General features: G+C 72.5%; 20 protein-coding genes and 1 pseudogene. 17 read left to right on the top strand and 4 right to left on the bottom strand.

Features of this window, described 5'->3' with window-relative positions:
• The first annotated feature begins 24 nt into the window (after window positions 1–24).
• Window positions 25–1,077: a sugar phosphate isomerase/epimerase gene (locus RPQ07_RS06740; RefSeq protein ID WP_313943122.1), complete on the top strand. Its 1,053-nt coding sequence runs from the start codon at window positions 25–27 to the stop codon at window positions 1,075–1,077.
• A 184-nt stretch (window positions 1,078–1,261) separates the two neighbouring features.
• The gene (locus RPQ07_RS06735; RefSeq protein ID WP_313943121.1) at window positions 1,262–1,921 is read left to right on the top strand and encodes an HAD family acid phosphatase; all 660 of its coding nucleotides are present in this window, start codon (window positions 1,262–1,264) and stop codon (window positions 1,919–1,921) included.
• Between the two features lie 142 nt (window positions 1,922–2,063).
• Here RPQ07_RS06735 and RPQ07_RS06730 read toward each other — a convergent pair whose 3' ends face one another.
• Entirely contained in the window at window positions 2,064–4,892 is a 2,829-nt protein-coding gene (locus RPQ07_RS06730; RefSeq protein WP_313943120.1) for an AAA family ATPase, read from the bottom strand.
• 174 nt (window positions 4,893–5,066) lie between these two features.
• Here RPQ07_RS06730 and RPQ07_RS06725 point away from each other — a divergent pair, with 174 nt between their 5' ends.
• The 3 genes from RPQ07_RS06725 to RPQ07_RS06715 all read left to right on the top strand — a co-directional run bounded on the left by RPQ07_RS06725 (window position 5,067) and on the right by RPQ07_RS06715 (window position 8,672).
• Window positions 5,067–5,735 (top strand): response regulator transcription factor, encoded by a 669-nt coding sequence (locus RPQ07_RS06725; RefSeq protein WP_313943119.1) that lies wholly within the window; start codon window positions 5,067–5,069, stop codon window positions 5,733–5,735.
• A gap of 133 nt (window positions 5,736–5,868) precedes the next feature.
• Entirely contained in the window at window positions 5,869–6,606 is a 738-nt protein-coding gene (locus tag RPQ07_RS06720) for a DUF4255 domain-containing protein (protein WP_313943118.1), read from the top strand.
• Window positions 6,603–8,672 carry an ATP-binding protein gene (locus tag RPQ07_RS06715; RefSeq protein ID WP_313943117.1) on the top strand — a complete coding sequence of 690 codons (2,070 nt, stop codon included), beginning with the start codon at window positions 6,603–6,605 and terminating at the stop codon, window positions 8,670–8,672. The genes RPQ07_RS06720 and RPQ07_RS06715 overlap by 4 nt, the downstream gene beginning before the upstream one ends.
• A 105-nt stretch (window positions 8,673–8,777) precedes the next feature.
• Here the strand turns inward: RPQ07_RS06715 and RPQ07_RS06710 are convergent, their stop codons facing one another.
• Together RPQ07_RS06710 and RPQ07_RS06705 are read right to left on the bottom strand one after the other, a co-directional pair.
• Entirely contained in the window at window positions 8,778–10,199 is a 1,422-nt protein-coding gene (locus tag RPQ07_RS06710; RefSeq protein ID WP_313943116.1) for a hydrolase, read from the bottom strand.
• Between the two features lie 109 nt (window positions 10,200–10,308).
• Window positions 10,309–11,871 carry a DUF4157 domain-containing protein gene (locus tag RPQ07_RS06705; RefSeq protein ID WP_313943115.1) on the bottom strand — a complete coding sequence of 521 codons (1,563 nt, stop codon included), beginning with the start codon at window positions 11,869–11,871 and terminating at the stop codon, window positions 10,309–10,311.
• 232 nt (window positions 11,872–12,103) lie between these two features.
• Here RPQ07_RS06705 and RPQ07_RS06700 point away from each other — a divergent pair, with 232 nt between their 5' ends.
• The 4 genes from RPQ07_RS06700 (at window position 12,104) to RPQ07_RS06685 (ending at window position 14,841) form a co-directional block, all read left to right on the top strand.
• A complete protein-coding gene (locus RPQ07_RS06700; RefSeq protein ID WP_313943114.1) occupies window positions 12,104–13,678 on the top strand; it encodes a phage tail sheath subtilisin-like domain-containing protein in 1,575 nt (524 codons plus the stop codon).
• Window positions 13,679–13,745: 67 nt separating this feature from the next.
• On the top strand, window positions 13,746–14,189 hold the full coding sequence (locus tag RPQ07_RS06695; protein ID WP_313943113.1) for a phage tail protein: 444 nt from the start codon (window positions 13,746–13,748) through the stop codon (window positions 14,187–14,189).
• Window positions 14,189–14,686 (top strand): hypothetical protein, encoded by a 498-nt coding sequence (locus RPQ07_RS06690; protein WP_313943112.1) that lies wholly within the window; start codon window positions 14,189–14,191, stop codon window positions 14,684–14,686. Before RPQ07_RS06695 ends, RPQ07_RS06690 begins: the two co-directional genes overlap by 1 nt.
• A complete protein-coding gene (locus RPQ07_RS06685; protein WP_313943111.1) occupies window positions 14,683–14,841 on the top strand; it encodes a DUF6760 family protein in 159 nt (52 codons plus the stop codon). The genes RPQ07_RS06690 and RPQ07_RS06685 overlap by 4 nt, the downstream gene beginning before the upstream one ends.
• A 998-nt stretch (window positions 14,842–15,839) precedes the next feature.
• Here the strand turns inward: RPQ07_RS06685 and RPQ07_RS06680 are convergent.
• The gene (locus RPQ07_RS06680; protein ID WP_313943109.1) at window positions 15,840–16,136 is read right to left on the bottom strand and encodes a hypothetical protein; all 297 of its coding nucleotides are present in this window, start codon (window positions 16,134–16,136) and stop codon (window positions 15,840–15,842) included.
• 1,288 nt (window positions 16,137–17,424) lie between these two features.
• On the opposite strand from RPQ07_RS06680, the gene RPQ07_RS06675 reads away from it, so the two are divergent.
• The 8 genes and pseudogenes from RPQ07_RS06675 to RPQ07_RS06640 all read left to right on the top strand — a co-directional run bounded on the left by RPQ07_RS06675 (window position 17,425) and on the right by RPQ07_RS06640 (window position 25,774).
• Complete coding sequence (locus tag RPQ07_RS06675) at window positions 17,425–18,273, top strand: hypothetical protein (protein WP_313943108.1); 849 nt, start codon at window positions 17,425–17,427, stop codon at window positions 18,271–18,273.
• Between the two features lie 67 nt (window positions 18,274–18,340).
• Window positions 18,341–18,766 (top strand): phage tail protein, encoded by a 426-nt coding sequence (locus tag RPQ07_RS06670; RefSeq protein ID WP_313943107.1) that lies wholly within the window; start codon window positions 18,341–18,343, stop codon window positions 18,764–18,766.
• 15 nt (window positions 18,767–18,781) lie between these two features.
• Window positions 18,782–19,504, top strand: coding sequence for a LysM peptidoglycan-binding domain-containing protein (locus RPQ07_RS06665; protein ID WP_313943106.1), 723 nt, complete (start codon window positions 18,782–18,784; stop codon window positions 19,502–19,504).
• Window positions 19,504–21,365, top strand: a pseudogene (locus tag RPQ07_RS06660) (VgrG-related protein). Before RPQ07_RS06665 ends, RPQ07_RS06660 begins: the two are co-directional and overlap by 1 nt.
• Entirely contained in the window at window positions 21,365–21,790 is a 426-nt protein-coding gene (locus RPQ07_RS06655) for a GPW/gp25 family protein (protein ID WP_313943105.1), read from the top strand. The pseudogene RPQ07_RS06660 and the gene RPQ07_RS06655 overlap by 1 nt, the downstream one beginning before the upstream one ends.
• Entirely contained in the window at window positions 21,790–23,748 is a 1,959-nt protein-coding gene (locus RPQ07_RS06650) for a putative baseplate assembly protein (protein ID WP_313943104.1), read from the top strand. Before RPQ07_RS06655 ends, RPQ07_RS06650 begins: the two co-directional genes overlap by 1 nt.
• A complete protein-coding gene (locus tag RPQ07_RS06645) occupies window positions 23,745–24,302 on the top strand; it encodes a phage tail protein (RefSeq protein WP_313943103.1) in 558 nt (185 codons plus the stop codon). Before RPQ07_RS06650 ends, RPQ07_RS06645 begins: the two co-directional genes overlap by 4 nt.
• Entirely contained in the window at window positions 24,299–25,774 is a 1,476-nt protein-coding gene (locus tag RPQ07_RS06640) for an NADase-type glycan-binding domain-containing protein (protein ID WP_313943102.1), read from the top strand. The genes RPQ07_RS06645 and RPQ07_RS06640 overlap by 4 nt, the downstream gene beginning before the upstream one ends.
• Window positions 25,775–25,818: the final 44 nt, after the last annotated feature.

Genomic DNA, 25,818 nt, shown 5'->3' with positions numbered 1-25,818 from the left:
CACTGACAACGAGGAGTTATCCACATGAGCCGCACCTCCAAGAACCACGACCCGGAGCTCTCCCACCGTCTCAGCAGACGAGGCATGCTCGGCGTCGCCGCCGGTGCCAGTGCCGCCGCCCTGCTCGGCGCGGCCGTCCCCGCGTCCGCGGCCCCCGTGACGGCGGCCGAGGACCGGGGACACGGCCGAGGTGGTCCCGTCCTGCCGCCCGGGCGTCTCGGCATCCAGCTCTACTCGCTGCGGGACAAGGTCTCCACGCTCGGTTTCGCGCCCGTGTTCGCGGAGCTGGCGAAGTACGGCTACGACGAGGTCGAGTTCGCCGGCTACACCCAGGGCTCCGCGGGCCCCATCACCCTCGCCCAGCTCAAGAGGCTGGCCAGGGACCACGGCCTGAACCCCATCGGCAGTCACGTCAACTACTACGACGACAACAACCCGGGCGCGTACAGCTTCGCGCAGAACCTGGAGAAGGTGCTCGACGACGCCCAGGCCCTCGGGCTCAAGCACATCGGCACCGCGTCCGGCCCCTGGCGCTACGGCGCGACCGTCGACGGCTGGAAGCGCGCCGCCGAGGACTTCAACACCTATGGCGCCGCCGCGCGGAGGCGCGGCATGAAGTTCTACCAGCACAACCACGCCGAGGAGTTCTCCTTCGCCACCGACAAGCCGAACGTCCGTCTCTACGACGTGCTGCTCGCCGAGACCGACCCGAGCCTCGTCTATCTGGAGATGGACATCTACTGGGCGTACGTGGGCCAGTTCCGCTTCGGCAAGCGGGTCGACGGCACCCCCGCACCCTTCGACCCGCTGCGCTACGTCCTTCGGCAGCCGCACCGCTACCCGCTCTTCCACGTCAAGGACGGCGAGCGCAACGAGGCGGCCCGCGACGGTTACGACATGGTCGACGTCGGTGACGGCGACATCGACTACAAGCGCTTCATCTCGGCGGTGAACAAGACCCACGGCGGCCGCCGCGACCACCACTGGCAGGCGGAGCACGACAACCCGGTCGAGTCCTTCGCGTTCGCCCGCAAGTCCAGCACCCATCTCCACTCGCTGCGCGAGAAGGACTGCTAGACCGTCCGCTTCATCTCTCGTTCGGTTCGCGGACCGTTCCCGGAGGTCCGTCGAGAATCTTGCTACCGGCCAGTAGAGGGAACGTAAGGTTCCGTCCATCATGGGACGCGAGCATGTCAAGGCCCTCCGTCCGTACCGGACGGGGGGCTTTCCCTGAGCTGTTCCGAGACCAGGAGAACCCCCCATGCATGCAGGCAAGTGGAGAGTCCGGTCGGTGGCAGGCGTCGCCGCACTGGCGTTCACCGTGGCCACACCCGTGGCCACCGCCGCGACCCCGGCACCGTCGGACGGCCCGGCGGCCAAGGCCGCTTCCACGGCGCAGAAGTCAAACGGTCCGTTCCTCGCCGATGTCGACTACGCGACCTGGCAGCGCGATGTGAAGGCCGTCATCGATGTCGCGCGCCCCTACATCGAGCAGCGCACCGCGAACCCCGGTGGCAAGAAGCAGGCCATCGTTCTCGACATCGACAACACCTCGCTGGAGACGGACTTCCACTACTTCTGGGAGATCCCGACCCCCGCGGTGAAGCCGGTGCTGGACCTCGCCACGTACGCGGAGTCCCGCGGCGTGGACATCTTCTTCGTCACCGCGCGCCCGGGCATCATCTACTCGCTCACCGAGTACAACCTGGAGCGGGTCGGCTTCCCGGTCGACGGTCTGTACGTACGTGACCTGCCCGACCTCTTCCACGAGGTCAGCAAGTACAAGACCGACAAGCGCACCGAGATCGAGGCCAAGGGCTACACGATCATCGCCAACATCGGCAACAACACCACCGACCTGGTGGGCGGGCACGCCGAGAAGACGTTCAAGCTGCCCGACTACGACGGCGACCTCTCCTAGGTCTCTCCCTGGTCACATCCGCGGGTCTGACGTTCCGCGGGTCTGACGTTCCGCGGGTCTGCCGTGCACGACGAGGGGGCCGTCACGACCGGACCGACCGGTGGTGACGGCCCTCTCGGCCTTCTCCTGAGGGGGAGCGGGCTCAGTCGGCCGGCCCCGTATCGCTCTGCTCCGGTTCGGCCGACTCCGCATCCGCGGGCCCTTCGTCGAGCGCGGTGGCGAGCTCCGTCCGGCGCCGGATGCCCATCTTGCGGTAGGTGCTGGTCAGATGGGTCTCGACGGTGCGCCGTGCGAGGTGCAGCAGCTCGGCGATCTCGGCGTTCGTCATGCCGCCCGCGGCGAGCGCGGCGATCCGCCGCTCACTTCCGGTGAGCGCCTCGGCCCCCGTGTGCGCCGTCGCCACACGGCGGGCGCCGCCCTCGCGCAGGGCCTCCTCGGCGAGGGACCGCAGCCGCACGGCACCCAGCCGCTCGGCGAGTTCGGACGCCTCCCGCAGGGAGTCGCGCGCCCGCGCCCGCTCTCCGGCGGCGTTGAGCTGCCGCCCCCGCGCGACGAGCGCCGGCAGCAACTCCGTCTCCACCGACGCGTCCCGCAGCAGCCGCACCGCCCGGTCCGTGAGCTCCAGTCCGCGCCGCCCGCCCGTCGCCGTGCCGAGGACGCGCAGCGCCCTGCCCACGCAGCGCGGTGTGTTCCACACCCTGGCGAGCCGCAGTTCCTCGTCCGCGAGCGCGAGCGCCTCGTCCGGCCGGCCGAGCGCCAGCCGGCATTCGGCCGCCGCGGTCCGCCACGGTGTGACGACGGGCGCGACCACATCGCGCGCCGTCTGGCGGCGCCCGCACTCCAGGAAGTCCTCCAGCGCGCCTTCCGTGTCTCCCCGGGCCGCGCGCAGCACGCCGCGTGCGTAGCGGAACCGGTGCAGTTCCCAGGACTCCGGGGCGGTCCGCAGATCGAAACCGTCCGTGAGCAGCGCGGCCTCCTCCGTGCGGCCCGTCTCCACCAGCGCGATGACCGCGTGGGCCTGGGCGTTGGAGGGCGCGCGCCGGCCCACCTGTGCCGGGCCCGCCTGCGGGGCGGCGGGGGCGGCGATCAAGTCGGCGTAGCGCCCCCGGGCCGCTGCGATGTCCGTCCGCACGTTCAGCAGCGCCTCGTGCATGGGGTGCAGCAGGGACGCGCGCTGTCCGGTCAGGCCGCGCGTGATGAGCCGTTCGGCTTCGTCGAGTTCGTCGGCCCACTGGGCGACGGCGGCCGCGGTGCCCAGCAGGAACGGTTCCGCCAGCGGGTCGGGCGGTGACTCCAGCAGCGCGCGGATCCGCTTCATCGCGGAGTCCGCCGACGTCAGACCGGCTGTCGCCTCGTACCGCACCAACAGCGCCTGTCCCGCCGCGCCCACCAGGTCCGGTGTCCGCTCGGCGATCTCCCGCAGCCAGCGGTACACCTCCTCGCGTATCCCCGGGTCGTGGTCCGAGAGCAGCGCCGAGGCGGCCTGCACCGTACGGATCAGGTTCGGGTGGTCCCGCAGGGGTTCGTCCAGCGCGCGCAGGATGTCGATCGCGGTGCGCGCCTCGCCTCGCCGGGCGAGGGCGGTGCCGAGTGCCACCGCCGCACGCACCCGGTCGTGCGGCATGCCCGGCAGCCGCACCGCCTCGGTCAGCCGCGGTATGCCGGTGACCGACCGCACGGTCGCGAACTCGAGGGAGCCCAGCTCGGTGAGGACCGATGCGCGACGGGCCGCCGGCATCGGTTCGTCCAGCACCCGGCGCAGATAGGCCAGGGCGTCGTCCGTGCGGTCCTCGGAGACGGCGACGGTGGCGGCGTCCAGCAGCGCGCTGGTGGCCCAGGCCTCGCCGATCGCGTCGGTGCGCAGCAGCTGCCGGGCCACCGCCTCGGCCCGGTCGCCCCGGCGCAGCATCACCTCGGCCGCCGTACGGTGCGCCTCCTGCCGCCGGGTGCCGGACCAGCCGCTCAACACGGCGTCCCGCAACAGCGGATGGGCGTAGCGGGGGCGGCCGTCGGCGTCCGGGCGCAGCACGCCCAGGCGGGTCATGGCGGTGAGCCAGCCCGAGACGCGGGCAGGGTCGGCGCCCACCATCCCGGCGGCCAGACCGGCGTGGTCGTCCGCATGCCCGGGGACGTCGTCCACGGCGGCGAGCGCGCGGGCGACGTCCGCGGTGGCCTGCCCCGCGCTGTCCAGCCACCAGGAGACCGCGGACGGGTAGGCACCCGGGTACAGGGCGGCGCAGGTTTCCGGCACGGCGGCCGGGCGGTCGTCCGGGTCCTCGGGGCGCAGATCGTCCAGCAGAGCGCCCAGCAGGAGCGGGCTGCCCGCGCCGGCCCGTACGCAGGCGTCGGCCCACTCCGCCGGAACGGCGGAGCCGACGGCCGAACGGACCGCGTCGGTGGCGGCGTTCGCGCTGAGCGGGGCGAGGGTGTGGCCGCGTACGAGGGCCGGGGAGAGGGTGTGGTCCAGGCAGTCCGCGGGCGGGTCGATGTCGTACTGGCTGCGTTCGGTCACCACCAGCAGCACCGGTAATCGGTCGACGTGCCGCGCCGCCTCGACGAGCCAGCGCCGCGAGGGCTCGTCGGCGAGGTGCACGTCGTCCACGGCGACCAGAAGCGGTGCCTGGGCCGCGTGCTCGCGCAGCAGCCGCCACAGCCGGGCGGCCCCGTTCCGGTCGTACGCGGTGCCGGACGCCTCCGGCAGCTCCTCGACGCACCCGAACTCATGCCCGGGCTGGAGGAGTTGGCGTACGGCGGCGAGGGGTGCGGCGCCGGGGGAGCAGCGGGCGCGCAGCACCCGCATGCCCCGTGCCGACGCATGGTCCGCGGCGGCTTCCAGAAGCGCGCTGCGGCCGGTGCCGGTGGCGCCTTTGAGCAACACAAGGCGGCCCGAGCCGCCCCAGGCGCGCTCGACCTCGGTGGTCACCAGGGCCAGCGCCTCCCGGCGTTCGCGAAGGGGTCCGGGGCCGTGCATCAGTGCCTCCTGCCGTGGACGGGCTCGTGGCCGATCTCGTGGTCCGTCTCGTGGTCCTCCACGATTGCGTGCGGCACCCCTGGCGCACGAGTGTGGAATGCGCCCGCTTGCCACCCGTGCCACAGAGGTGGCGAGCAACCGACCGGGCGCGTACGGGGACAGGGGAGAAGCGGTTTGCACAGCTCATTACGGACCACAGACACCGCCGCCGGGGAACCGGGGCACCGGATACCCGTGGTGGTCAACGCGGCGGATCCCGTGTCCCGTGCGGGCGCGATGAGTCTGCTGCGGCAGCAGCCGGTGATCGACTTCGTCGAGGACTCGGAGGCCGGGCCGGGCACCGTGGTCGTGCTGATCAGCGATACGCCGGACGAGACCACCCTGGCGAGACTGCGCAGACTGGTACGCAGCGACGGCGCCCGTGCCGTGCTCGTGGTGGGTGTGATCCGGGAGGCGCAACTGCTCGATGTCATCGAGTGCGGCGTCGGCACCATCGTGTGGCGGCAGGAAGCCACCGCGCAGCGGCTGTTGCAGGCCGTGCTCGCGGCGTCCCGGGGTGACGGAGACCTCCCGGGCGACCTGCTGGGGCGGTTGATCAGCCAAGTAGGAACGTTGCAGCGGACGGCCGCCAACCACTCGGGTGTTCCTTCCTCCGGTCTGGCGCCACGCGAGGTCGACGTCCTGCGACTGGTCGCGGAAGGGCTCGACACCGGAGAGATCGCGAGCAAGCTCGCCTACTCCGAACGGACCGTCAAGAACGTCGTGCACGGGCTGACCACGCGTCTGCACCTCCGAAACCGGGCACATGCCGTGGCATATGCCCTGCGAGAAGGCTACATCTGACCCAACAGGCGGGCGGACAGGGCCACTCGGGCACCGCGCTCTGCCCCCTCGACGTCCCCGGCGTGCCCTGCGGAGTCGGCGCTCCTGAGGGCACGATCGGCGGACAGACTCACGACGGGGCAGGAGCACGACGGTGATCCATGAGGTGGACGAGGTCCTCAAGGGACTGATCGGGGGTGGCGCCCTGGCCGGCTCGGGCATCGAGATCTCCTTCGAAGCTCCGACCCGCGACTGGGCCGCGCGGCGCAACCAGCCCGCCGTCAACGCCTATCTTTACGACATCCGCGAGGACGTGAAGCGGCGTGAACGCGGCGCCGTCGCCGTCCTCGACGAACGGGGACTCGTCGTGCGCCGCCGCCAGCCGCCCCGCTGGTTCCGCCTGTCCTACCTGGTCACCGCGTGGACCAAGCGGCCCGAGGACGAGCACCGGCTGCTGTCCGCGGTGCTGGCCACCTTGATCCCCCGCGAGATCCTGCCCGCCGACGAGCTCCCCGGAGCGCTCGGCGAACTGGGCCTGTCCGTGCCCCTCACGGTTGCCGGCCTGCACACCGAGGCGCGCTCCATGGCGGAGATCTGGAGCGCGCTGGGCGGTGAACTGAAGCCGTCCCTGGACCTGGTGGTGACGGCTCCCTTCCCGGCCTACCCCGAGTACGACGCGGGCCCGCCGGTCACGGAGGGCGCGGCGGTGCGTGTGCGCGGCATCGACGGGACCCTGGAGGGCTCGCCCGAGCGGCGGCACCGGCCGCACCATCTGGCGTCCGCGACAGCCGCCCGCGCCGGGGCGACGGCGGCCCCGGAGGAGCACGGCGGCGGGCCGCCGGCCGCGTCGCAGGAAGCAGACGGCCCGGGCCGGAGGAATCAGGGCACATGAGCACGTACACCCCGACGGAGACCGACGGCGAGGCGGCTCCGACCGCACACCCGGCGGCACCCGGACACAACGCGGCGACGACAGCGGAGGAAGCCGACCTCGGCGCTCTCCTCGGCCGGCTCTCGCAACTGCGCGACAGCGTCGCCCGGTTGGTCGACCACCGTGCCGCCACCGACCCCACCGCCACCGACCCCCTGCGCGGGCTCTATCTGTCCGAGGAGGCCGTACGGCATCTGCTGCGGCCCGTGTCGCCGGACCCCGCCGGATCCGCGCCGGACCACGACGGGCCCGAGGACCGACTGGCGCAACTGGCCGGGCGGTTCGGGCTCACCGGGCTGGACGTGCGCCTTCTGCTCATCGCCCTCGCCCCCGATCTGGACCGCACCTTCGAGCCCCTGTACGGCTACCTCAACGACGACGTCAGCCGGCGGCGCGCCACCGTCGGGCTCGCCCTCGACCTGTGCGGACTGCCCGCGCACAACCCCGGAGCGCGGGCGAGGGTCCATCCGTCGGCGCTCCTGTGCACGCTCGGGCTGCTGGTGGTGGAGGAGCCCGAACGGCCCTTCCTCAGCCGTTCGTTGCGCGTCCCCGGCCGGGTCGTCGCCCATCTCCTCGGCGACGACACCCCGGACGCCGCGCTCACGGGTCATCTCCGCCCGCTCGCGGCGGCTTCGGGACCGTACGACGAGGGGTTCACCCGCAGGCTCGCCGAGCGTCTCGGCAGCCGGCCGGCCGTCGTCCATCTGCGCGAACACCGGGAGGGCGACGGGCTCGTGTACGCCGCGGCAGCCCTGCGCGCGGCGGGTACCGAGGCACTGCACTTCACCCCCTCGGCCGCCAAGGACCAGCTTCCCGACCTTCTCCCTCGTCTGCTCCGCGAAGCCCGTCTGCGCGGCTGCGCGATCGTGGTGTCACCGCTGCCCGAGCAACCAGGACCGCTCCTGAGGGCGTTGAGCTCGGCCGACGTACCCGTCCTGTACGCCGGGACCCGGCCATACGACCCGCAGTGGTGCGAGCGCGATCCGCTGGTCCTCGACGCGCCCCGGCTGCGTGCGGGCGCCGTGGACGCCTGGTCCGCCGCGCTCGGCCCCGCGGCGGGCGGTCCGGGGCTCGATCTGGCGGCCACCGTCGCCCCCTACCGGCTCGGCGGTGACCGCATCGGGCGCGCCGCCCGCGCCGCCTTGGACCTCGCCGCGTTCGACGGCACCCCGCTGACCGCCGCCCACCTGCGGCTCGCCGCACGGCAGCAGACCACGTCCGGTCTGGAGCGCCATGCCCGGCGGATCCGCCCCGAGGTCGGCTGGGACGATCTCGTCCTGCCGGAGAAGCCGCTCGGCCAACTGCACGAACTCGCCCTGCGCGCCCGCCATCGCGACCAGGTCCTCGGCGACTGGCGGCTGAGCGCCGGGGGAGGACGGGGCCGTGGCGTCCTCGGGCTCTTCGCGGGCGAGTCCGGCACCGGCAAGACGCTGTCCGCCGAGGTCGTCGCCGCCGAACTCGGCCTGGATCTCTACGTGGTCCAGCTCTCCTCGATCGTCGACAAGTACGTCGGCGAGACAGAGAAGAACCTCGAACGGATCTTCACCGAGGCCGACCGCACCGATGCCGTCCTCCTCTTCGACGAGGCGGACGCCGTGTTCGGCAAGCGCTCGGAGGTCAAGGACTCCCACGACAAACACGCCAATATGGAGAGCGCCTACCTGCTCCAGCGTCTGGAGTCCTTCGAGGGCATCGCCCTGCTCACCACCAACCTGCGCGCCAACATCGACGAGGCGTTCACCCGGCGGCTCGACCTGGTGGTCGACTTCCCGTTCCCGGACGCCGGTCAGCGGCTGGCCCTGTGGCGGCACAGTCTCGCCTCCGTGCCGTGCGCGGACGACACGGAACCGGCCGCGGTCGCCCGCGACTTCGAGCTCGCCGGCGGCTCCATCCGCAGCGCCGTCGTCACCGCCGCCTACGCCGCCGCGGGCCGCTCCGGACAGGTGACGACGGCCGACCTGCGGGAGGGCGCCGAGCGCGAGTACCGCAAGGCCGGCCGTCTGGTCCCGGGCGAGGGGAACTGGTGACTTCCCCGGTCGCGGGCGAGGGCACCTGGTGACCTCCGCGACGCCGGGTCGCTTCACAAGGTGAGGACGCCGGGTCGCTTCACAAGGTGAGGACGCCGGTTCGCCTCACACGGTGAACCGGACCGCCTCCAGCCAGAGCGAGTTCGTCAGGGTGCCGCCGAAGATGAAGCCCTCGCCGCTGCCGGGCTCGTCACAGCCCAGGCCGTGCCAGCCCTCGTCGCGGACGTGGGCGGTCTGGCAGACGCGGTTCTTGCCCTCGCCGACGTTGATGACGAACCCCAGCATGTCCGGAGCGCCCTTCTTCCGGCTGCCGATGTAGTTGTCGACGCCGTCGGGCGCGCCCGACCACGGCGCGTTGTAGTGGCCCCGGCCGTTGGTCGACTCGGGGTCGTGGACGAAGGCGCTGCCGGCCGTGCCGTCGGTGCCGGACACCGCGATGTTGAGCTTCTTGATCGGCTTGCCCTTGCCCACGGTGCCCGCCGTCTTGCCGTCGCACGCCGGGTCCGTCCAGCCGTCGCCCTCGACGTAGGCCCGGTAGCAGATGTGCCGGCCCGACTTCTCGGCGGCCAGCCGCGTGACGGCGTCCGCCGCGGTGTCCTCGGGGGCCTTGGACTCCTTCTTCTCCTCGGAACCGCCACCCCCACCTCCGCCGCCGTCGTCCGCCGGGGGCGGCGACTGCTCCGGGGCCTGTGTGGGGGTGGGAGGCGTCGGGACGGGGGCGGACACCGAAGGGCTCGGCGGCAGTGTGCTGACGCCGGCCTCCTGGAGCTTTTCCGTGGCGGCGCTGCGCACCTGGGGCTTGTACGCGATCCACAGCATGACGAAGGTGATCGCGAGCGCCAGGAAGACGCCGAGGAAGGTGGCGAGCCAGCCGGGCAGGAACCCACGCTGGACGTAAGTGCCCTCGACGTCCAGCGGCACGGTTCCCGAGCGCTGCACGGCGAGCGTGTAGGGCCGCTCCTCCTTGGACCCGAACCAGATGATCTGGCGCGGCTTGAGCGTGGTCCTCACGAAGGCCGCGCGGCCGGGTTCGATCTGGATGTTGCTGGGGTGGATGTCGTACGACAGATGGTCGCCGGTGTCGCTGCCGCTGACGGAAGCCGTGAGCTTCGTGTTCCCGAGGTTGTCGACGGCGAGCCGCGGACGCCCGCGGAACCGCCCCTTGACGGTGGGCGGGACGAGTTCGGTCCGTATCTCCGTGAAGGGCGTGATGGTCAGATTGCCCTCGGGGACGGTCGTCGCCTCCGGGTGCTCGGTCGGGGTGATGCGCACGGCGTACGGGTTCGGGCCCGCCGTCGCGTCCGGGGTGCGCGGTGGCGCGAACCGCAGCTCCACCGTGCCCGTCGTGCCGGGGTAGATGCGGAGCGTCTGAGGCTCGACGGTGGTCCAGGGCGCGATGTCGCCGACCGGCTCGAAGCGGTACTCGTCGACCACATCACCGGTATTGCGCACGCGCAGCCGTACCGTCGTGCTGCCGCCGGGGTCCACCGTGGCCGACGCGGGTTCGAGGGAAGTCCAAAGGCTCACGAGCCCACGCTAGGTGGCGAGTCGGCAGGCGTCAGGAGTCGCAGGGGCACACCGGATGTCCTCGCGGACCTCCCGTGTGCCCTCCCCGTGCGGCGTCGGTCCGGGTTCCCTACCGCTTCTCGCTGTCGCTCTCCGAGGACCACTCGGAGTGCGAGGAGTCCGGGTCGTGGCCGACGGTCCTCTCCGACATCGGCCCCTGGAGCACGCCGTTCTCCAGCCGCACGCCGGTCGCGTTGGCCTTCGCCTCGACCGCCGCCGCGACCTGGGGGTGGCCCCGCATCCACTCGGGCATCAGCCAGCCGGGGAAGAACTGGTCGTGGGTGCCGGAGGCCTCGACCTCGTACCCGTTGGGCCGGCCGATGTGCTCGTTGACCGCGTCGAACGCCCACTGGCAGCTGCGGCACGCCTTCTTGACGCCGCCCATCATGACCTTCTCCGGCTCGCCCGGGTCCCTCGGATTCGCCAGCCAGTTCGCGACGTGCTTGCCCAGCACGGTCATCTCGCCGTGCTGGGACGTCTTGCCCGCCTCGGTGCCACCGACCGCGAACCACTGGATCGGCCTGCGCATGGCGGCGTCGAGAGCGAGCAGCCCCGGAGCGTTGCCGTGCTTCTTGGCGTAGTCGCCCGACGACAGGGCCTTGAGCTTCGTCCGGTCCTTCTCGCGGGCGTGCTGCATCTCGGGGGACATCGCCACGTACTTCTGCAGCTCTGCCTCGACGACCTGCTGGTCCCTCTCGATGACCCGCTTGTCGCCCGTGTTCCCCGCGATGGCCAGCGAGCCGTCGGGAAGGAGCGACACGGCCAGGTGCGGCGTGATCTTTCCCTTGCCGCGTTCGGGGTTGCCGCTCTTGCTGGTGTAGTCCGAGTTCGTGCCGACGATGGTCCGCAGAGCGATACGGGACATCCGGTCCAGCATGCGCAGGGTCACGTCCCGGTCCTCAGCGGCGGTCGGCTCCTTCTGCTGGTACTTGCCCTTGGTCTCCTCCTCGGTACCGGAGGAGACCCGCTGGACATTGAGCGTGCCCGCGCCCCGCTCCCTCCCACGCGCGCCGCGTGCGGAACCCGCGGACCCGCCCGCGCGGCCCTCGCTCTCCACGGCCCGCTGCACCGGCGCCGGCCCGCTCATCACTTGACGCGCGGTCTCCTTCGCCTCGACCTCCGCCCAGTCACGGGGGTCGGAGATCATCAGCCCGTCGCCGTTGTCGGTGCCGGGTACGGGCCCCCGGCTCTGCTGGCCGATGTGGTGCAGCTCTTCGGCGAGGACCTGCTTGTCCCGGCCGTCCCACACCACGTGCGGAAAGGAGGTGTACGCCTGCGCACCGATCTCCTCCGCGGAGCGAAGGGCCTCCGCGTCCGTGTGGAGACGTACGCCGCTGAAGTCCTCGCCGCCGAAACGGCTCTCCATCTCGTCCTGGAGCGGTGCGTCCATCGTCCGTCCCGGCGAACGCAGCACGTCGTGCACCGAAGAGCGCTGGACCGCGGGACCGTGCCCGCAGTTCGCGTCGTGCTGGTGGCGCTGCTCCTCGACCGCACGGGACACCGCCGCGTTGCCCGCCGAGCGCTGCAACGCCAGGATCCCAGAGGCGGGTCCCGGTGCGGGCACGCGTCCTGCCGGGCGGCCCGCCCCGGCCCGGCCGCGGGCCCCGTCGGTCTCCTTGTCCTGCGCGCGCACGGGAACTCCCCTCGAAGACGTACACCAGCCTCCAAGACGTAGTGCACAACACCGTGGCCACGAAAGGTACTTCGGGGCAGACCCCGAGGGCAGCGGACGTGGAGCGCACTCGCCATTGCCCCTCGGGGCAGAAGCCCTGCCCCTGAACGGGTACCGGAGGCCGTTTCGGCGGACGCGCTTCGCGCGTGAGGGTGAGAGACGTCCTGTCTCGTACCCCCGAGGAGCGCAGAGCATGCCGTCCTACCTGTCGCCCGGCGTATACGTCGAGGAGGTGGCCAGCGGCTCCCGTCCCATCGAAGGGGTGGGTACCTCGGTGGCGGCCTTCGTCGGCCTGGCCCCGACCGGTCCGCTGAACGAACCGACCCTGGTCACCAACTGGTCCCAGTACGTCGCGGCCTTCGGCGAGTTCACCGACGGGTACTACCTGGCGCACTCCGTGTACGGGTTCTTCAACAACGGCGGCAGCGCCGCCTACGTCGTCCGCGTGGGCGGTACGCCCGGCGGCGCGTCGTCCGACGGTTCTCCGGCCGCGCTGCGCGGCTCCGCACAGCAGGCCGCGCTCCCGGCGGGCGAGCCGAAGCAGCTCGGCACCTTCAGCGTGACCGCCGTCGCGGGCGGATCGCTCAGTGTCGAGGTCGCCGACCCGGAGGGCGAGGGCCCCGCCGAGCGGTTCAAGCTGATCGTCAAGGACGGCGACAAGGCCGTCGAGACCTTCGACGTGACCGCCAAGAAGGGCGGCCGCAACTACGTCGTCACCCAGGTCAAGGAGCGCTCCAAGCTCATCGCGGTCCAGGAGTCGGCACCCGCCGGGCAGCTGGCGCGCCCCGACAACCAGAGCGTGGCCCTGGCGGCACCGGCCCCCGCGCCCGCCGCCCCCGCCGGTGCGAGCGACTCCCAGCCCGGCCCCGCCGAGTACCTCGGCGACTCCGCCGACCGCACGGGCTTCGGCGGTCTGGAGGCCGTGGACGAGATCGCCATGGTCGCCGTCCCCGACCTGATGGCCGCCTACCAGCGTGGTGCGGTCGACCTGGAGGCCGTCAAGGCGGTGCAGCTCGGTCTCATCGCCCACTGCGAGCTGATGGGCGACCGGGTCGCGATCATCGACCCTCCGCCGGGCCTGAATGCCCGTCAGATCCGTGTCTGGCGCCAGGAGACCGCGGGTTACGACTCCAAGTACGCAGCCCTGTACTACCCCTGGGTCAAGGTCTTCGACCCGGCCTCGGGCCAGTCGACGCTGGTCCCGCCGAGCGGTCACATCTCCGGTATCTGGGCCCGCAACGACTTCGAGCGCGGTGTGCACAAGGCACCCGCCAACGAGGTCGTCCGCGGAGCGGTCGACCTGGAGATCCAGATCACCCGCGGCGAGCAGGACCTGCTGAACCCCATCGGCGTCAACTGCATCCGCGCCTTCCCGGGCCGCGGCATCCGCGTCTGGGGCGCCCGCACGATGTCCTCCGACCCGGCCTGGCGCTACCTGAACGTGCGCCGGTACTTCAACTACCTGGAGGAGTCGATCCTGCTCGGCACCCAGTGGGTGGTGTTCGAGCCGAACGACCACAATCTGTGGGCCCGGATCCGGCGCAACGTGTCGGCGTTCCTCGTCAACGAGTGGCGCAGCGGCGCCCTCTTCGGCCAGCGGCCGGAGGAGGCGTACTACGTCAAGTGTGACGCGGAGACCAACACCCCGGAGTCGGTCGACCTCGGCCGGGTCATCTGCGAGATCGGCATCGCGCCGGTCAAGCCCGCGGAGTTCGTGATCTTCCGGCTGGCCCAGTTCTCCAGCGGCAGCGGGGAGCTGGAGGAGTAGGCCGCCGGCCTGACTCCCCAGCCCACGCCCACCTTCCTCCGGAACTCCTCAGAAGGACAGAGAACAGATGAGCCTCAGCCCGGGTGACTCCCTCACCTCACACAATTTCGGCCTCCAGATCGACGGAGTGATGGTCGAGTACCTCGCCGAGGTCAGCGGTCTGACCATCGAGCAGGACGTCATCAAGAGCCCGCAGAACTCGGCGCAGGGCAGGCCCGAGATCAGCCTCATGCCGGGTGTGCAGAAGGACGGTCAGTGCACCGTCGTACGCGGCATGACCCAGTCCCCGGCGTTCACGACGTGGATCAACGACTCGATCTCCGGCCGGATGAGCACCGCCCGCAAGGACGCCTCGATCATTCTGATGGACTACGAGAACAACCCGGTCAAGCGCTACAACATGCGCAAGGCCTGGTGCAGCAAGATCGACGCCAGCACCCTCAAGGCGGGCGAGGCCTCGGCGCTCACCGAGACCGTGACCATCGTCTTCGAAGAACTGGTCATCGAGTAATGCGGCGTACGACGTCCAGAACGGGCGCCGGCCCGGTGGCGGACGCACCGGCGCCGGAGGCGGCCGCGGCACCGGAGCAGACGGTTGCTCCGGCGCCCGCACCGGCCCCGGCCGCCGTCGAGCAGCGGCTGCGGACGGAGTTCCCCTTCGAGCTGCCCCGCGGCTACGTCGACGGGACCGGCACGGTCCACCGGGACGGCGTCATGCGTCTCGCCACGGCCCGGGACGAGCTGATCCCGCTGCGGGACGTCCGTGTGCAGGAGAACCCCGCCTATCTGTCGGTGGTCCTGCTGGGCCGGGTCATCTCCAGCCTCGGCACGCTTCCGTCGGTGCACGACGGCGTGGTGGAGAACATGTTCGCCTCCGACCTCGCCTTCCTCCAGGACTTCTACCGCCAGGTGAACGCCGAGGGCCACACGCGGGCCGCCGTGCAGTGCCCGCACTGTTCGGAGCCGTTCGAGGTCGAACTCGGCGGGAGCCGCCTGGGGGAATCGTGACGTACGCGACCGACCGGCTGCACGAGGAGATCGCGTACGTCGCCTACCACTTCCACTGGAGCATGGAGGAGATCCTGGACCTCGAACACCACGATCGCCGCCGCTACACGGAACAGATCGCGTCCCTGGTGGCGCGGGGCGGGGCGGAGGGCTGAGGCGTGGCGTTCTTCGATCGGCTCAGGGGCGGGTCGGCGGCTGCCGCCGGGCGCCGGGGCGGCGACGCGGAGGCGGCCGCGAGCCCGGCTGCCGTGACGAGCCCGGCTGCCGTGACGAACTCAGCTGTGGACGGCGGGAGTTCGTCGGGAGCGGGCGCGGATGCGGGCGCGGGCTCGGAGGGTCCGGGCACGGGTTCCGGGGCTGCGGTCGCGGTGACGGCCGGCTGGGCGGGGCTGGCTCCGATGCAGCGGGCTGTCGGCAGGCAGTCCGGTGTCGCGGACGCCGGGTTCGGCGGGCGGCTGAGCACCTGGCAGAACCCCTCCTTCACCGGGACCCTGTCCCACGCCGTCCTGGACGGGGCCCCGGGCGGGCTGGTCAAGGATGTGCTCACCTCATCGGCGCGGCCGGTCCCCGGACTCGAACTGCCCTCGCGGACACTGCCGGTGGCGGTGGCCGAACCCGAGGTGCCGGAGGCTGAGCCGGGCGCCGCGCTGCCGGTACAGCGCGCGTCTCGGGAGGTCACGGCGTCGCGCCCGGAGGGGCCGCGCGTGACTCCCGTGGCGCCTCGGTCCAACCGGCCGACCCTGTTGACGAGCGCCAGGGCGACGCCTGTCGTGCAGCGGCGTGCACTGCCGGTGGCGCGACGCGAACGTGCGGGCGGTGACGGGTCGGTGGGGCGCGAGCCGGTGGGCGCAGCCCTTTCGACAGCCGCGCCGGTTGCGCCGGTCGGTCCGGTCGGTCCGGTCGACTCAGCGGTGATCGGCGCGGAGGCGGACCCGGTCGGGGCGACGCCTGCCGTGTCGACCGCCGGTTTGGACGCCCGTGGGGCCGATGCGGCCGGTGTCTCGGTCGGTGCTGCTCCGAGTGCATCCGGCAGTCGGCCCGCCGAATCCCGTCGCGCGGCGGCTGGTTCCGATGCGGCGACGACCGGTCCAGCGCTTCCCCCGGTCATCCCCGAACGCAAGGCAGCAGGCCCCGCCGGAGCCGAGACCGACGTTCAGCGGGCGACGGCCGAACCGCACGGCACGGCAACGACGCGCGCAGTGACGGACGCTCCCGGCGGAGCGACGCAGCGCACGGGCAGTACGGCACACGCCTCCAGCGACGCTTCGGCCGATGTCCCCCGGTCGACGGTGAGCCGCAGCGGCACCGCGTCCGAGGCCACAGGAACGACGGCCGGAGGCAACACCAGGGCGGCCGCACCCAGCACGCCGGCGGCAGGCGCGGGGGAGGCGGTGGCACGTTTCCAGGGGGCGGAGATGCCCCCGAGCACCAGCACGTCGACCACTCCCACCGGGACGGTGGCGGACCCCAGTAGGGGGACCGCAACCACCCCCAGCGGGCCGGTAGTCGACGCCCGCGGGAAGGCCGCCGCGCCTCGCGGCCCGGCACGTGCTCCCGGCTCGGACTCCACGCCGACCGGCCCCGGCGACTCGGTGGTCAACGTCCAACGGGCGGCGGCGACGGACCACCGTCCCGCGGCAACCGCCGCCGACGCGGAACGGGGCCACACCGAACGGTCGACCGAGCGAGGCGGGACGGCGGACGTCCCGAGCGGCACGACAACGACGACCGACCCCCTCGGTGCCGCGACCCCTCCTGCCGGAACCAGGGCCGAGCCCACGCCTTCTGCGGCCGGCGTGCGTCCGGCGGCCGACCGAGGCATCCAGGCACCGCGCCCGGCTCCGGTAGCCAACTCCCGTGACCCGTACCTGGGTTCGGCCTCGACATCGACGCCAGCCGCTTCACCGGACGGCGGCCCTGCTGCCACCACCCCCAGCGCGATCACCCCGGCGGTGACCGGCACCCAAAGCCCGGCAGCCGGCTCCCCGCGCACGGCGATCGGTTCCGACACCCCCGCGGTCCCCGCCCCCTTCACAGCTTCCGCCCCGAACTCACCTGGTTTCGCGCTGAGTCGAGACGCATCCCCAGTCCCGAGCCCTCAGCCCGTCACGGGCGCGCCCCCGGTACAGCGGAGCTCGTCCGACACGGTCAGGCGTACGGGCCTCGGAGCGCCGACCTCGCGGAACGTCCCCGCAACCGGCACGCCGGCCGTACGCCCGGCCCCGGCAGCCCCGGCAGCCCCGGCGGCCCCGGCAGCCCCGGCGACCCCGCCACTCGGCTCGGCAGCCCCTGCGTCCGTGAATCCCCCGGCTCAGCCCAGCGGTTCAGCCACACCGTCGAGCCCGGCAGACCGCAGCGACTCGGCCGTACCTGAGACCCCGACCCCGCCCCCGATCCCGACGCCCGCACCCGCGACCAGTGGGCCGCCGCCCGCCCCCGTACAGCGCGCCACCACTCCCACCCCCCAGCGACGGCCCCTCCTCGGCGCACCTCTCTCCGCCCTGCCCCCGGACGCGAAGCCCGTTGCGGGACGCACTTCTCCCGGCGCGCACAGCCTCGCGGGTCCGCCTCCCGCACAGCCCGTACAGCGAGCGGCGACCGTTCTCCAGGCGGCGGCCGCGCCGGATCTTGCGGCCTCACCGGCGGCACAGGCCCTTCGCAGGCCGCCGACCGGGCCCGGGACACCGTCCGACCCACCAGCCGTCCCTCTGACGAGCCCTGCGGTCACCGCCGGTGCCGTGGAGGGCAAGGCCACCACGACCCCCGTGCCGCCCCCGGCCGCTCCGGTCCGTGCCCTGACTCCCGCACGCGCCCTCACCTCGGCCGTGCCACCTCCTGCGGCACCCGCCGTCCAGCGCCGTGCGGCCCCGGCCGCCGTACCCCTGCGCCGCCCCGCGCCCCCGACCGGCCGACCGGAACCCTCCGGCGTCGGCCCGGCCGTGCAGCGGTCGGCCGCCCTCGGCTCCCGCCCCGTGGCCCAACGCCTGACGGCAGCCGGGCCCACGCCGACCACGCCCGCGCCCCCGCCTGCCCCGCTCACCGGCCGCGCCGCGCCGATGTCGCAGGCACCACCGCGGCCAAGCACGCCCCGCGTACCAGCAGTTGTCCAGCGGCACGCCCCCAGAGCAGCCGTCGGCGCACCCGCGCACACCACCACCGCCGGCGCACCCGCGCACACCACCACCGCCGACGCGGCACACGTTCCCACCCCCGCGCGCACCTCGGCACCGGTCCCCGTCCAACGCGACCCCAAGAACCCGCTTCTTCCGACTCCCGCCACAACCACCACCGCCGTCACGCCCGTTACCGCCCACCGCACCACGTCCCACGGCTCCGGTTCCTCCGCCTCCGGCTCCGGCTCCGTCTCCGGCTCCACCGGTGACCCGCCGGGCCGGGACACCGCCGCCGGCGAACCCCCGCCCGCGTACACCCCGGTGGCCAAGGGCCAGTTCGACCCCCGCTCCCTGACCGACTTCCAGCTCGACGAGCTCACGCACAGGCTGATCGGCCGGATCACCCGGCTGATCCGTACCGAACTGCGCCTCGACCGGGAGCGGATCGGCAAGCTCCGCGACCCCCGTCGCTGAGCGGCCCCCGCGCCCACCGGAACACGCACCGCACGCACCACCGACGTCCGCAGAAAGGCCGCCCCCGATGTCCCGCGATCTCGACCCGGGCTCCACCATCTTCTTCACCCTCACCATCGACGGCGAGAGCCTCGGCTACTTCAACGGGTGCGAAGGGCTCTCGTCCGCGGTGGAGGTCGAGCAGCACCAGGAGGGCGGCAACAACGGGTTCGTGTGGCAACTCCCGTCGCGCGTCACCTTCTCCACCATCCGCCTGACCCGGCCGCTCACCCCGGACACCACCAAGGTCGCGGCCTGGATCTCCTCGGTGGCCACCGGGATCAAGCGGCCGACCGCGCAGATCGCCGCGTTGCGCGCGGACGGTTCGGAGGTGGCCCACTGGGGGCTGATCGACGTGCTGCCGGTCAGCTGGCAGGGCCCCACCCTGGACCCGGCCAACCCGGGCGTGGCCACGGAGGTCCTGGAGATCACCCACCACGGGTTCACGGACTGAGGGGCGGCACACGACATGGCACAGGGCAAGAAGGGCGCCGGCAAGAGCCTGGTGCGCGCCACGCTCGCCATCCACGAGCCGCCCGTCGGAACCAGCACCACCCCGGGCGCTCTGATCAAGACGTTCACCTTCGACTTCAACCCCGCTCAGTTGCAGCTGAGCCGCCGCGCCCAGTGGAAGTCCACGCCCGCGGCGGCCGTGCGTGACGGCACGGTCCCCGAGTTCATGGGGCCCGAGCCCCGGGAGATGACGGTCGAGGTCTTCCTGGATTCGTCCGGCAAGCCGAGCGGAACCTCGGTGCTGAAGAAGGTGGAGTCCCTGCTCGACTGCTGCGAGGTGACGGCGAAGAGCATCGCCGCCAAGCAGCCGTCGCCGCCGTGGGTGGTGTTCCAGTGGGGCTCGTTCTCCACGGCCCGCTTCACCGCGTACGTCAGCTCCGTCGACGTCACGTACTCCCTGTTCGGCACGACCGGTGTGCCCATTCGTGCCACCTGCCAGGTGTCGCTGCACGAGATCCCCGCCAAGACCAAGGGACAGAACCCGACATCGGGCGCGCTGACCGCGCGCAGCGTGCACCGGGTCGTCGCGGGTGACTCGCTCCCGTCACTGGCCTGGCGCGAGTACGGCAACGCGTCCGCCTGGCGGGCGATCGCCGAGGCCAACGGCATCGACGACCCGTCCCGTCTGCCGACCGGCATCGAACTCGTCCTTCCGGCCGCCGAGGAGGTGGGACGCTGATGGTGAAGCCCTCCTTCTCCAACGTCATCCACGTCACCATCGACAGCAAGAAGCTGCCGCCCGCATACGCGGACCTGCTCGTCGGCGGCTGGGTCGACCTCGGTGCCGGGGTGCCCGGCGCGTTCCGGCTCACCTTCCGCGACCCGCACGGGCAGTTGCTCGGCAAACTGAACATCAGGTTCGGCTCCAAAGTGGTCCTGGCCCCCGTCTCCGACGGCCAGGGAGCGGCTTCCCCGCTGCTCACCGGCGAGGTCACCGGCATGGAGACCGACTACGACGGCACCGGCACCTTCACCGTCATCCGCGGCTACGACCCGGGCCACCGTCTGATGCGGGTGCGCAGAGTGGCCGCGTACCGCAACCAGACCGCCTCCGACATCGCCCGGAAACTGGCCGGGACGAACGGCATCCCGATCGGCGAGGTCCAGGGCACCAAGGGCGTCTACGACTTCGTCAGCCAGTCCCATGTGACGGACTGGGACTTCCTGGCGCGGCTCGCCGACGAGAACGAGATGGTGATGTCGCTGGACCCCAAGGGGAAGTTCCGATTCGTGAAACCGGACCCGGCGTCCGGGGCGCCCCCGACGAGCACGCCCGGCGAGAAGAGCCCGTTCGTGCTCCAGGGCGGCATCGACGTACTGCGCTGCCGGGCCGCCGTCACCGCCGCCGACCAGGTCGACAAGGTCGAGGCGCGGGGCTGGGACGTCAGGACCAAGAAGAAGATCGTCGAGTTGGCGAAGGCGAGCAGCAACCCGGGCATCGCCATCGGCACCACCCCGGGGAAGGCGGCCACGGCCTTCAAGGCCGCCAAACTGGTCGAGACCGACACCCCGTACGACCGGCAGACCGAGGTCAGGTTCGCCGCCGGCTCCCTCGCCGACGACATCACCTCCTCCTTCGCCGAACTCGAGGTCACGGTGCGCGGCAACCCCCAGCTGCGTCCTGGTGTGCCCGTCACGCTCACCGAGGTGGGCACACCGTTCGAGGGCAAGTACACGGTCACCTCCGTACGGCACACCTTCGGCGACGGCAGTCACTACGAGACGTGGGTGACCGTCAGCGGCCGGCAGTGGCGCTCGCTGTTCGGTCTGACGTCCGGCGGCGGAACGGCGGCCCCTCGGCTGCCGAGTGTGGCCAACGCGCTGGTCACCGATGTACAGGACCGCTGAAACAGGGGCGCGTGAAACTGCAGTTCCCGTGGCTGGACGACGCGTACGTCAGCGACTGGACGCGCACCGTGCAGCTGGGCGGCACGGGCGGCGGCGGCGTCTTCCCGGCGGACGTCGGCGACGAGGTGCTGGTGGCCTTCGACCGGGGCGCCCTCGACCATCCCTTCGTCATCGGCGGGCTCTACAACGGCCGGGACCAGCCGACCGTCGTCAAGGACGTGCCGCTGCACGACGGGCTCAAGAAGCAGGCGATCCGGCACACCCTGTCCGACCGGCAGGGCAACCGCGTGGACCTGCTCAGCCAGAAGACCGGCGCCCGCAAGCAGGGGGTGCGCATCGTCACCGGCAACGACCGGCTCACCATCGACCTCGACCGCACCCGGACAGAGATCACCGTGGACAGCAAGGGCGCCGTCACCATCACCGGCGGCACCTCGGTGTCCGTCGAGGCCGGCAACGACCTGACCCTCTCGGCGGGCAAATCCCTCACCATCAAGAGCGGCGGCCTCATGAACATCCGGGCGCGGTCCGCCCTCAACGTCAGCTCGACCGCCGGGGTCCTCGCCCTCGGGGCGCTCGGACCGTCGGGCAGTGTGCAGCTCCGGACGACCGGACCGGGCGGTGTCAACGTGCAGTCCCCGTTCATCCGCATGCTGGGCCTGGTCACCGCCAACGGTAAGCCGGTGATCTGATGGCCGAACAGTTCGTCGGATCCGGCTGGGCGTTCCCGCTGCGGATCGGGCCCACCGGCGGCATCGCCCTGGTCAGCGGAGAGCGCGAGATCGAGGAGGCGATCCGGCTCGTGCTGGCCACCGCCCCGGGCGAGCGGCCGATGCGCCCCGAGTTCGGCTGCGCCATTCACGACCTGGTGTTCGCACCGGTCAACGAGGCGACCGCGGGCCGCATCCAGCACGAGGTGTACGCCGGCCTCGACCGTTGGGAACCGCGCATCGAGGTCCACGACGTCGAGGTCACCGCGGGCACCGAGCAGGGCGTGCTCTTCATCGACGTCCGCTACTCGATCCGCGGTACCAACAACCCGCGCAGCCTGGTCTTCCCCTTCTATGTCATCCCCTCCCACGACGAGCCGGACCCGGCTCCCGAAAGCGACCGCTGATGGCTCTGCCCTCCCCGAACCTCGACGACCGCCGCTTCCAGCAGTTCGTCGACGACGCCAAGCGCTACATCCAGCAGCGCGCCCCGGAGTGGACGGACCACAACGTCTCCGACCCCGGTGTCACCCTCGTGGAAACGGTCGCCCACATGGCCGACCAGATCGTCTACCGGCTCAACCGGGTGCCGGAGAAGAACCACCTGGCCTTCCTGGACCTCGTCGGCATCACCCTCTTCCCGCCCTCGGCCGCCCGCACCGACGTCACGTTCTGGCTGTCCGCACCGCAGGAGGACCATGTCCTGCTGCCCGTCGGCACCGAGGTCGCCACCACGCGCACCGAGAGCGAGGAAGCGGTCGTCTTCGCCACCGAGCGAGAACTGACCGTCGTGCCGTGCGAGTTGAGGAACCTCGTGGTCCAGCAGAGCGGTGAGGCCCGCGCCGACAGGACCGCCGACCTCGCCGAGGGCAAGGACGTGATGTGCTTCGCCGAGTCCCCCCGGCCCGGTGACTGCATGCTGCTCGGCCTCAGCGCCGCCGTACCGCACTGCGCGCTCGCGATGGAACTGGACAGCCGGGTCGACGGAGTCGGCGTCGACCCGCGACAGCCGCCGCTGGTCTGGGAGGCCTGGACCGAGGACGGCTGGGCGGCCTGCGAGGTCGACCGCGACGGCACCGGCGGACTGAACAGGCCGGGTGAGGTCGTCCTGCACATCCCCGGCGGGCACACCCTCTCCCGCACCGGCGGCCAGGAAGCCGGCTGGCTGCGCTGCCGCGTCACCGAACCCCTGCCCGACCAGCCCTTCTACACGACCTCCCCGACCGTACGGTCCGCCGAGGCGTTCACCATCGGCGGCACCACCACCGCCGTGCATGCGGAGACCGTGTACGACGAGGCGCTCGGCGAGTCCACCGGCCTGCCCGGGCAGCGGCTGCGCCTGGCCCACGCACCCGTGGTCGGCGACACCCCGCCGGTGCTGCTCCAGACCGCCGAGCGCGACGGCTGGGCCGACTGGGACGTCGTGCCGTCGTTCGCCGCCACCGCCCCGCACGACCGGCACATCACCCTCGACGCCGCCACCGGCGAGATCGCCTTCGGCCCCGCGGTCCGGGAACCCGACGGCACACTGCGCCAGTACGGGGCCGTGGCCGCCAAGGGCGCCGTCATCCGTGCCCTGCGCTACCGCACCGGAGGAGGCAGGGCCGGCAACGTCGCCCGCGGCGCCGTCCGGGTGCTGCGCACCTCCGTCCCGTACGTCTCCGAGGTCGTCAACCGTGAGGCCGCGCGCGGCGGGGTCGACGGCGAGACGGTGGCGGAGGCAAAGACCAGGGCGCCCATCACCCTGCGCGCCCAGGAGAGGGCGGTGACCCTGCGCGACTACGAGGAACTCGCCCGCCGTGCCGCCCCCGAGACGGCCCGCATCACCTGCCTGGAGGGCGACGAAGGAGAGCACGGGGCGTACGCGGTACGGGTGTTGGTGGTCCCGCAAGCGGTGCCGGACCCCGGCGGCCGGCTGCGTTTCGAGCAACTGGTCCCCGGCGACGCGCTGCTGCGGCGCATCACCCGGTACCTCGACGAACGCCGTCTGATCGGCACCCGGCTGGCCGTGGGCCCGCCCTTCTACCAGGGCATCACGGTCGTCGCGACGCTGCACGCGTTCCGGGGAACCGACACCGACCGGGTCCGCCGCCAGGCACATGACGCCCTCTACCGCCACCTCGACCCGCTGACCGGCGGCGCCGACGGGCGGGGCTGGCCCTTCGGCCGCCCCGTGCAGTCCGGCGAGGTCTTCGCCGTCCTCCAGCGCGTCCCCGGCGTCGAACTCGTCGACGAGGTGCAGCTCCACCCCGCCGACCCCCTCACCGGCAAACGCGGTGAGGCCACCAACCGCATCGATCTCACCCCGCCCTCCCTGGTGTTCTCTTTCGACCACCGGGTCCGCGTGATCGGGGACGGGGCGTGAGGGGCTCCGTCGACGGGCTGGAATCCTCCGCACCGATCGGCGCGATGCTGCCCGCGGTCTTCGCCGACGACGACCTGGCGCAGCGTTTCGTCGCCGGGCTCGACGAAGTGATCGCGCCGATCCTCAACGTCCTCGACTGTCTGGACTCCTACTTCACGCCGACTCTCGCCCCGGTGGACTTCACCCACTGGCTCGGCGGCTGGGTCGGAGCCGAAACCGACGGCACGGAGCCGGAGGTCCGGCTGCGCAAGGCCGTCGCCGCCGCGGCGTATCTGCACCGCGTCCGCGGTACCCGCCGCGGTCTCGCCGAGGCGATCCGGCTCGCCTTCGGGGTGGAGCCCGAGATCACCGAGAGCGGCGCCGCAGACTGGGACGCACGCCCGCTCGGTCCCGTCCCCGGCGAGCGCCGCCCGCGACTGCACGTCACGCTGCGGCTGCCCGACGCGACCCCCTCGGACGAACACCGTCTGGACAGCCTCGTGGCGGCCGCCCGGCCCGCCCACATGCCCTACGCGGTCCAGGTGATCGCTGCCGAAAGGAAACCCGAGAGATGACCAGCCAGACCTCCGGCACCGGCCCCGGACGGGAAGCGGTCCCGAGCTGCGCCGAGTGCGGAACCCGGGCCGAACCCGGACAGTCCTTCTGCGACTCCTGCGGCGCGGTGCTCGGCTGGACCGCGTCCCCGTCCACCGCATCGTCATCGTCCTCTTCCTCGTCCGCGCCGGCGTCCGCGTCCGCGTCCGCCGGGCCCGTGGCAACGGCCGTGCCCGCGGCCGCCGTTCCGGACCGGGCCCCCAGCGCCGAGGGCGGGACGGCGGCCCATGCGTCGGACCGGGGCGCCGAGCCCCGGACCCCGGTCCCGGGCGGCCCCGGCGCGACGGCCGACAGCGAGCGCGGACACGGCGCACCCACCCCGCACCCGCAGGCCGGAGCAACACCGGCCGCGATGGGCGGCCCGCACGAGCCGAGGACCGACATCCCGCACGACGGAGGCGGACGGACCACGGCACGCCGAGGGGACACCGGCCCCGACGCCACCGCGGACACCGCCCCCACCCGGCCGGTACCGCCGGCCGCCCCCGACTCCGCTCCGCCCGCCGCTCATGACCCGGCTCCCGCACCGGACGCGGCGTCCGAACGTGCCAGATCCCTGCTCGTACCGGTCGCCGATCCCGAACACCGGGCTCCGGCCGAGCCGGCCGTGGCACCCGTGCTGCCGGGCCGCCCGGTTGCCGCCCGTCCGCAGGTCCGGGCCCCGGAACCGGACCACGGAACCACCGGCGGAGTGCGCTGCCCCTGGTGCTCCACCGCCAACCGGCCCGACCGGCACTTCTGCGGCCGCTGCGCCATGCCCATGGGCGAGCGGCCGCACACTCCGGGCCAACTGCCGTGGTGGCGCCGCCTCTTCGCCTCCCGCAACGCCGAGGCCCCGTGGGCCGGCGACCGCCCGCGCCTGCGCCGCGGCTTCGGCCGGGTCCTCAACTGGGTGGTGGCGGCGCTGGTCCTCGCCCTGCTCGTCACCGCCCTGGTCAAGGCCGACGACGGCGTTCAGGCGACACGCGACCACTTCGCCAAGCGGGCCCCCCTCTCGCCGGACCGGGTCACCGCCTCCCGCTCGTACCCCGGCCACGGCCCGCAGCTGTTGGTCGACAAGCTCAACAACACCTGGTGGGGTCCGGGCATTTCGCAGTCCGGCAAGGGGGAGTGGGTGGAGGCCCGCTTCGACCGCCCCACCCGCCTGCTCGACCTGGTGATCACCTCCGGTGTCTCGGCCCGCGCCGACCAGCTGTCCTCGTCCGCGCTTCCGCACCGTGTCGAGGCACTGATCACCACCGCCGACGGCAGGACGACGACGCGCCACATCACCCTCGACCAGAGTGCCGGGGGCCAGCGGCGCCCCTTCCGCGTCGGTGAGGTCACCGCGGTGCGCTTCACGCTGGAGTCGGCCCACGGAGCCTCGGGCGCCAAGCAGATCTCCCTCGCCGAGATCGAGTTCTTCGGCCCGTCGAGCAGCGGCGTCTCGTAGGGCCGGGACGCGGGTGACCCCCGCCGTCCCGGAACGGCCGGGCC

This window comes from Streptomyces sp. AM8-1-1, from assembly GCF_032229325.1.
In the GTDB taxonomy this organism is placed as follows: Bacteria; Actinomycetota; Actinomycetes; order Streptomycetales; family Streptomycetaceae; genus Streptomyces; species Streptomyces achmelvichensis.
Note: the sequence above shows the minus strand (reverse complement) of the source record. Positions and strands in the feature narration are given on the sequence as shown.

What these genes read in the sequence shown, in the direction of transcription:
- RPQ07_RS06740 (WP_313943122.1), top strand. Translation starts at nt 25, where the DNA reads ATGAGCCGCACCTCCAAGAACCACGACCCGGAGCTCTCCCACCGTCTC.
- RPQ07_RS06690 (WP_313943112.1), top strand. Translation starts at nt 14,189, where the DNA reads ATGCGGCGTACGACGTCCAGAACGGGCGCCGGCCCGGTGGCGGACGCA.
- RPQ07_RS06650 (WP_313943104.1), top strand. Translation starts at nt 21,790, where the DNA reads ATGGCTCTGCCCTCCCCGAACCTCGACGACCGCCGCTTCCAGCAGTTC.
- RPQ07_RS06730 (WP_313943120.1), bottom strand. Translation starts at nt 4,892, where the DNA reads ATGCACGGCCCCGGACCCCTTCGCGAACGCCGGGAGGCGCTGGCCCTG.
- RPQ07_RS06670 (WP_313943107.1), top strand. Translation starts at nt 18,341, where the DNA reads ATGTCCCGCGATCTCGACCCGGGCTCCACCATCTTCTTCACCCTCACC.
- RPQ07_RS06665 (WP_313943106.1), top strand. Translation starts at nt 18,782, where the DNA reads ATGGCACAGGGCAAGAAGGGCGCCGGCAAGAGCCTGGTGCGCGCCACG.
- RPQ07_RS06695 (WP_313943113.1), top strand. Translation starts at nt 13,746, where the DNA reads ATGAGCCTCAGCCCGGGTGACTCCCTCACCTCACACAATTTCGGCCTC.
- RPQ07_RS06735 (WP_313943121.1), top strand. Translation starts at nt 1,262, where the DNA reads ATGCATGCAGGCAAGTGGAGAGTCCGGTCGGTGGCAGGCGTCGCCGCA.
- RPQ07_RS06715 (WP_313943117.1), top strand. Translation starts at nt 6,603, where the DNA reads ATGAGCACGTACACCCCGACGGAGACCGACGGCGAGGCGGCTCCGACC.
- RPQ07_RS06655 (WP_313943105.1), top strand. Translation starts at nt 21,365, where the DNA reads ATGGCCGAACAGTTCGTCGGATCCGGCTGGGCGTTCCCGCTGCGGATC.
- RPQ07_RS06700 (WP_313943114.1), top strand. Translation starts at nt 12,104, where the DNA reads ATGCCGTCCTACCTGTCGCCCGGCGTATACGTCGAGGAGGTGGCCAGC.
- RPQ07_RS06640 (WP_313943102.1), top strand. Translation starts at nt 24,299, where the DNA reads ATGACCAGCCAGACCTCCGGCACCGGCCCCGGACGGGAAGCGGTCCCG.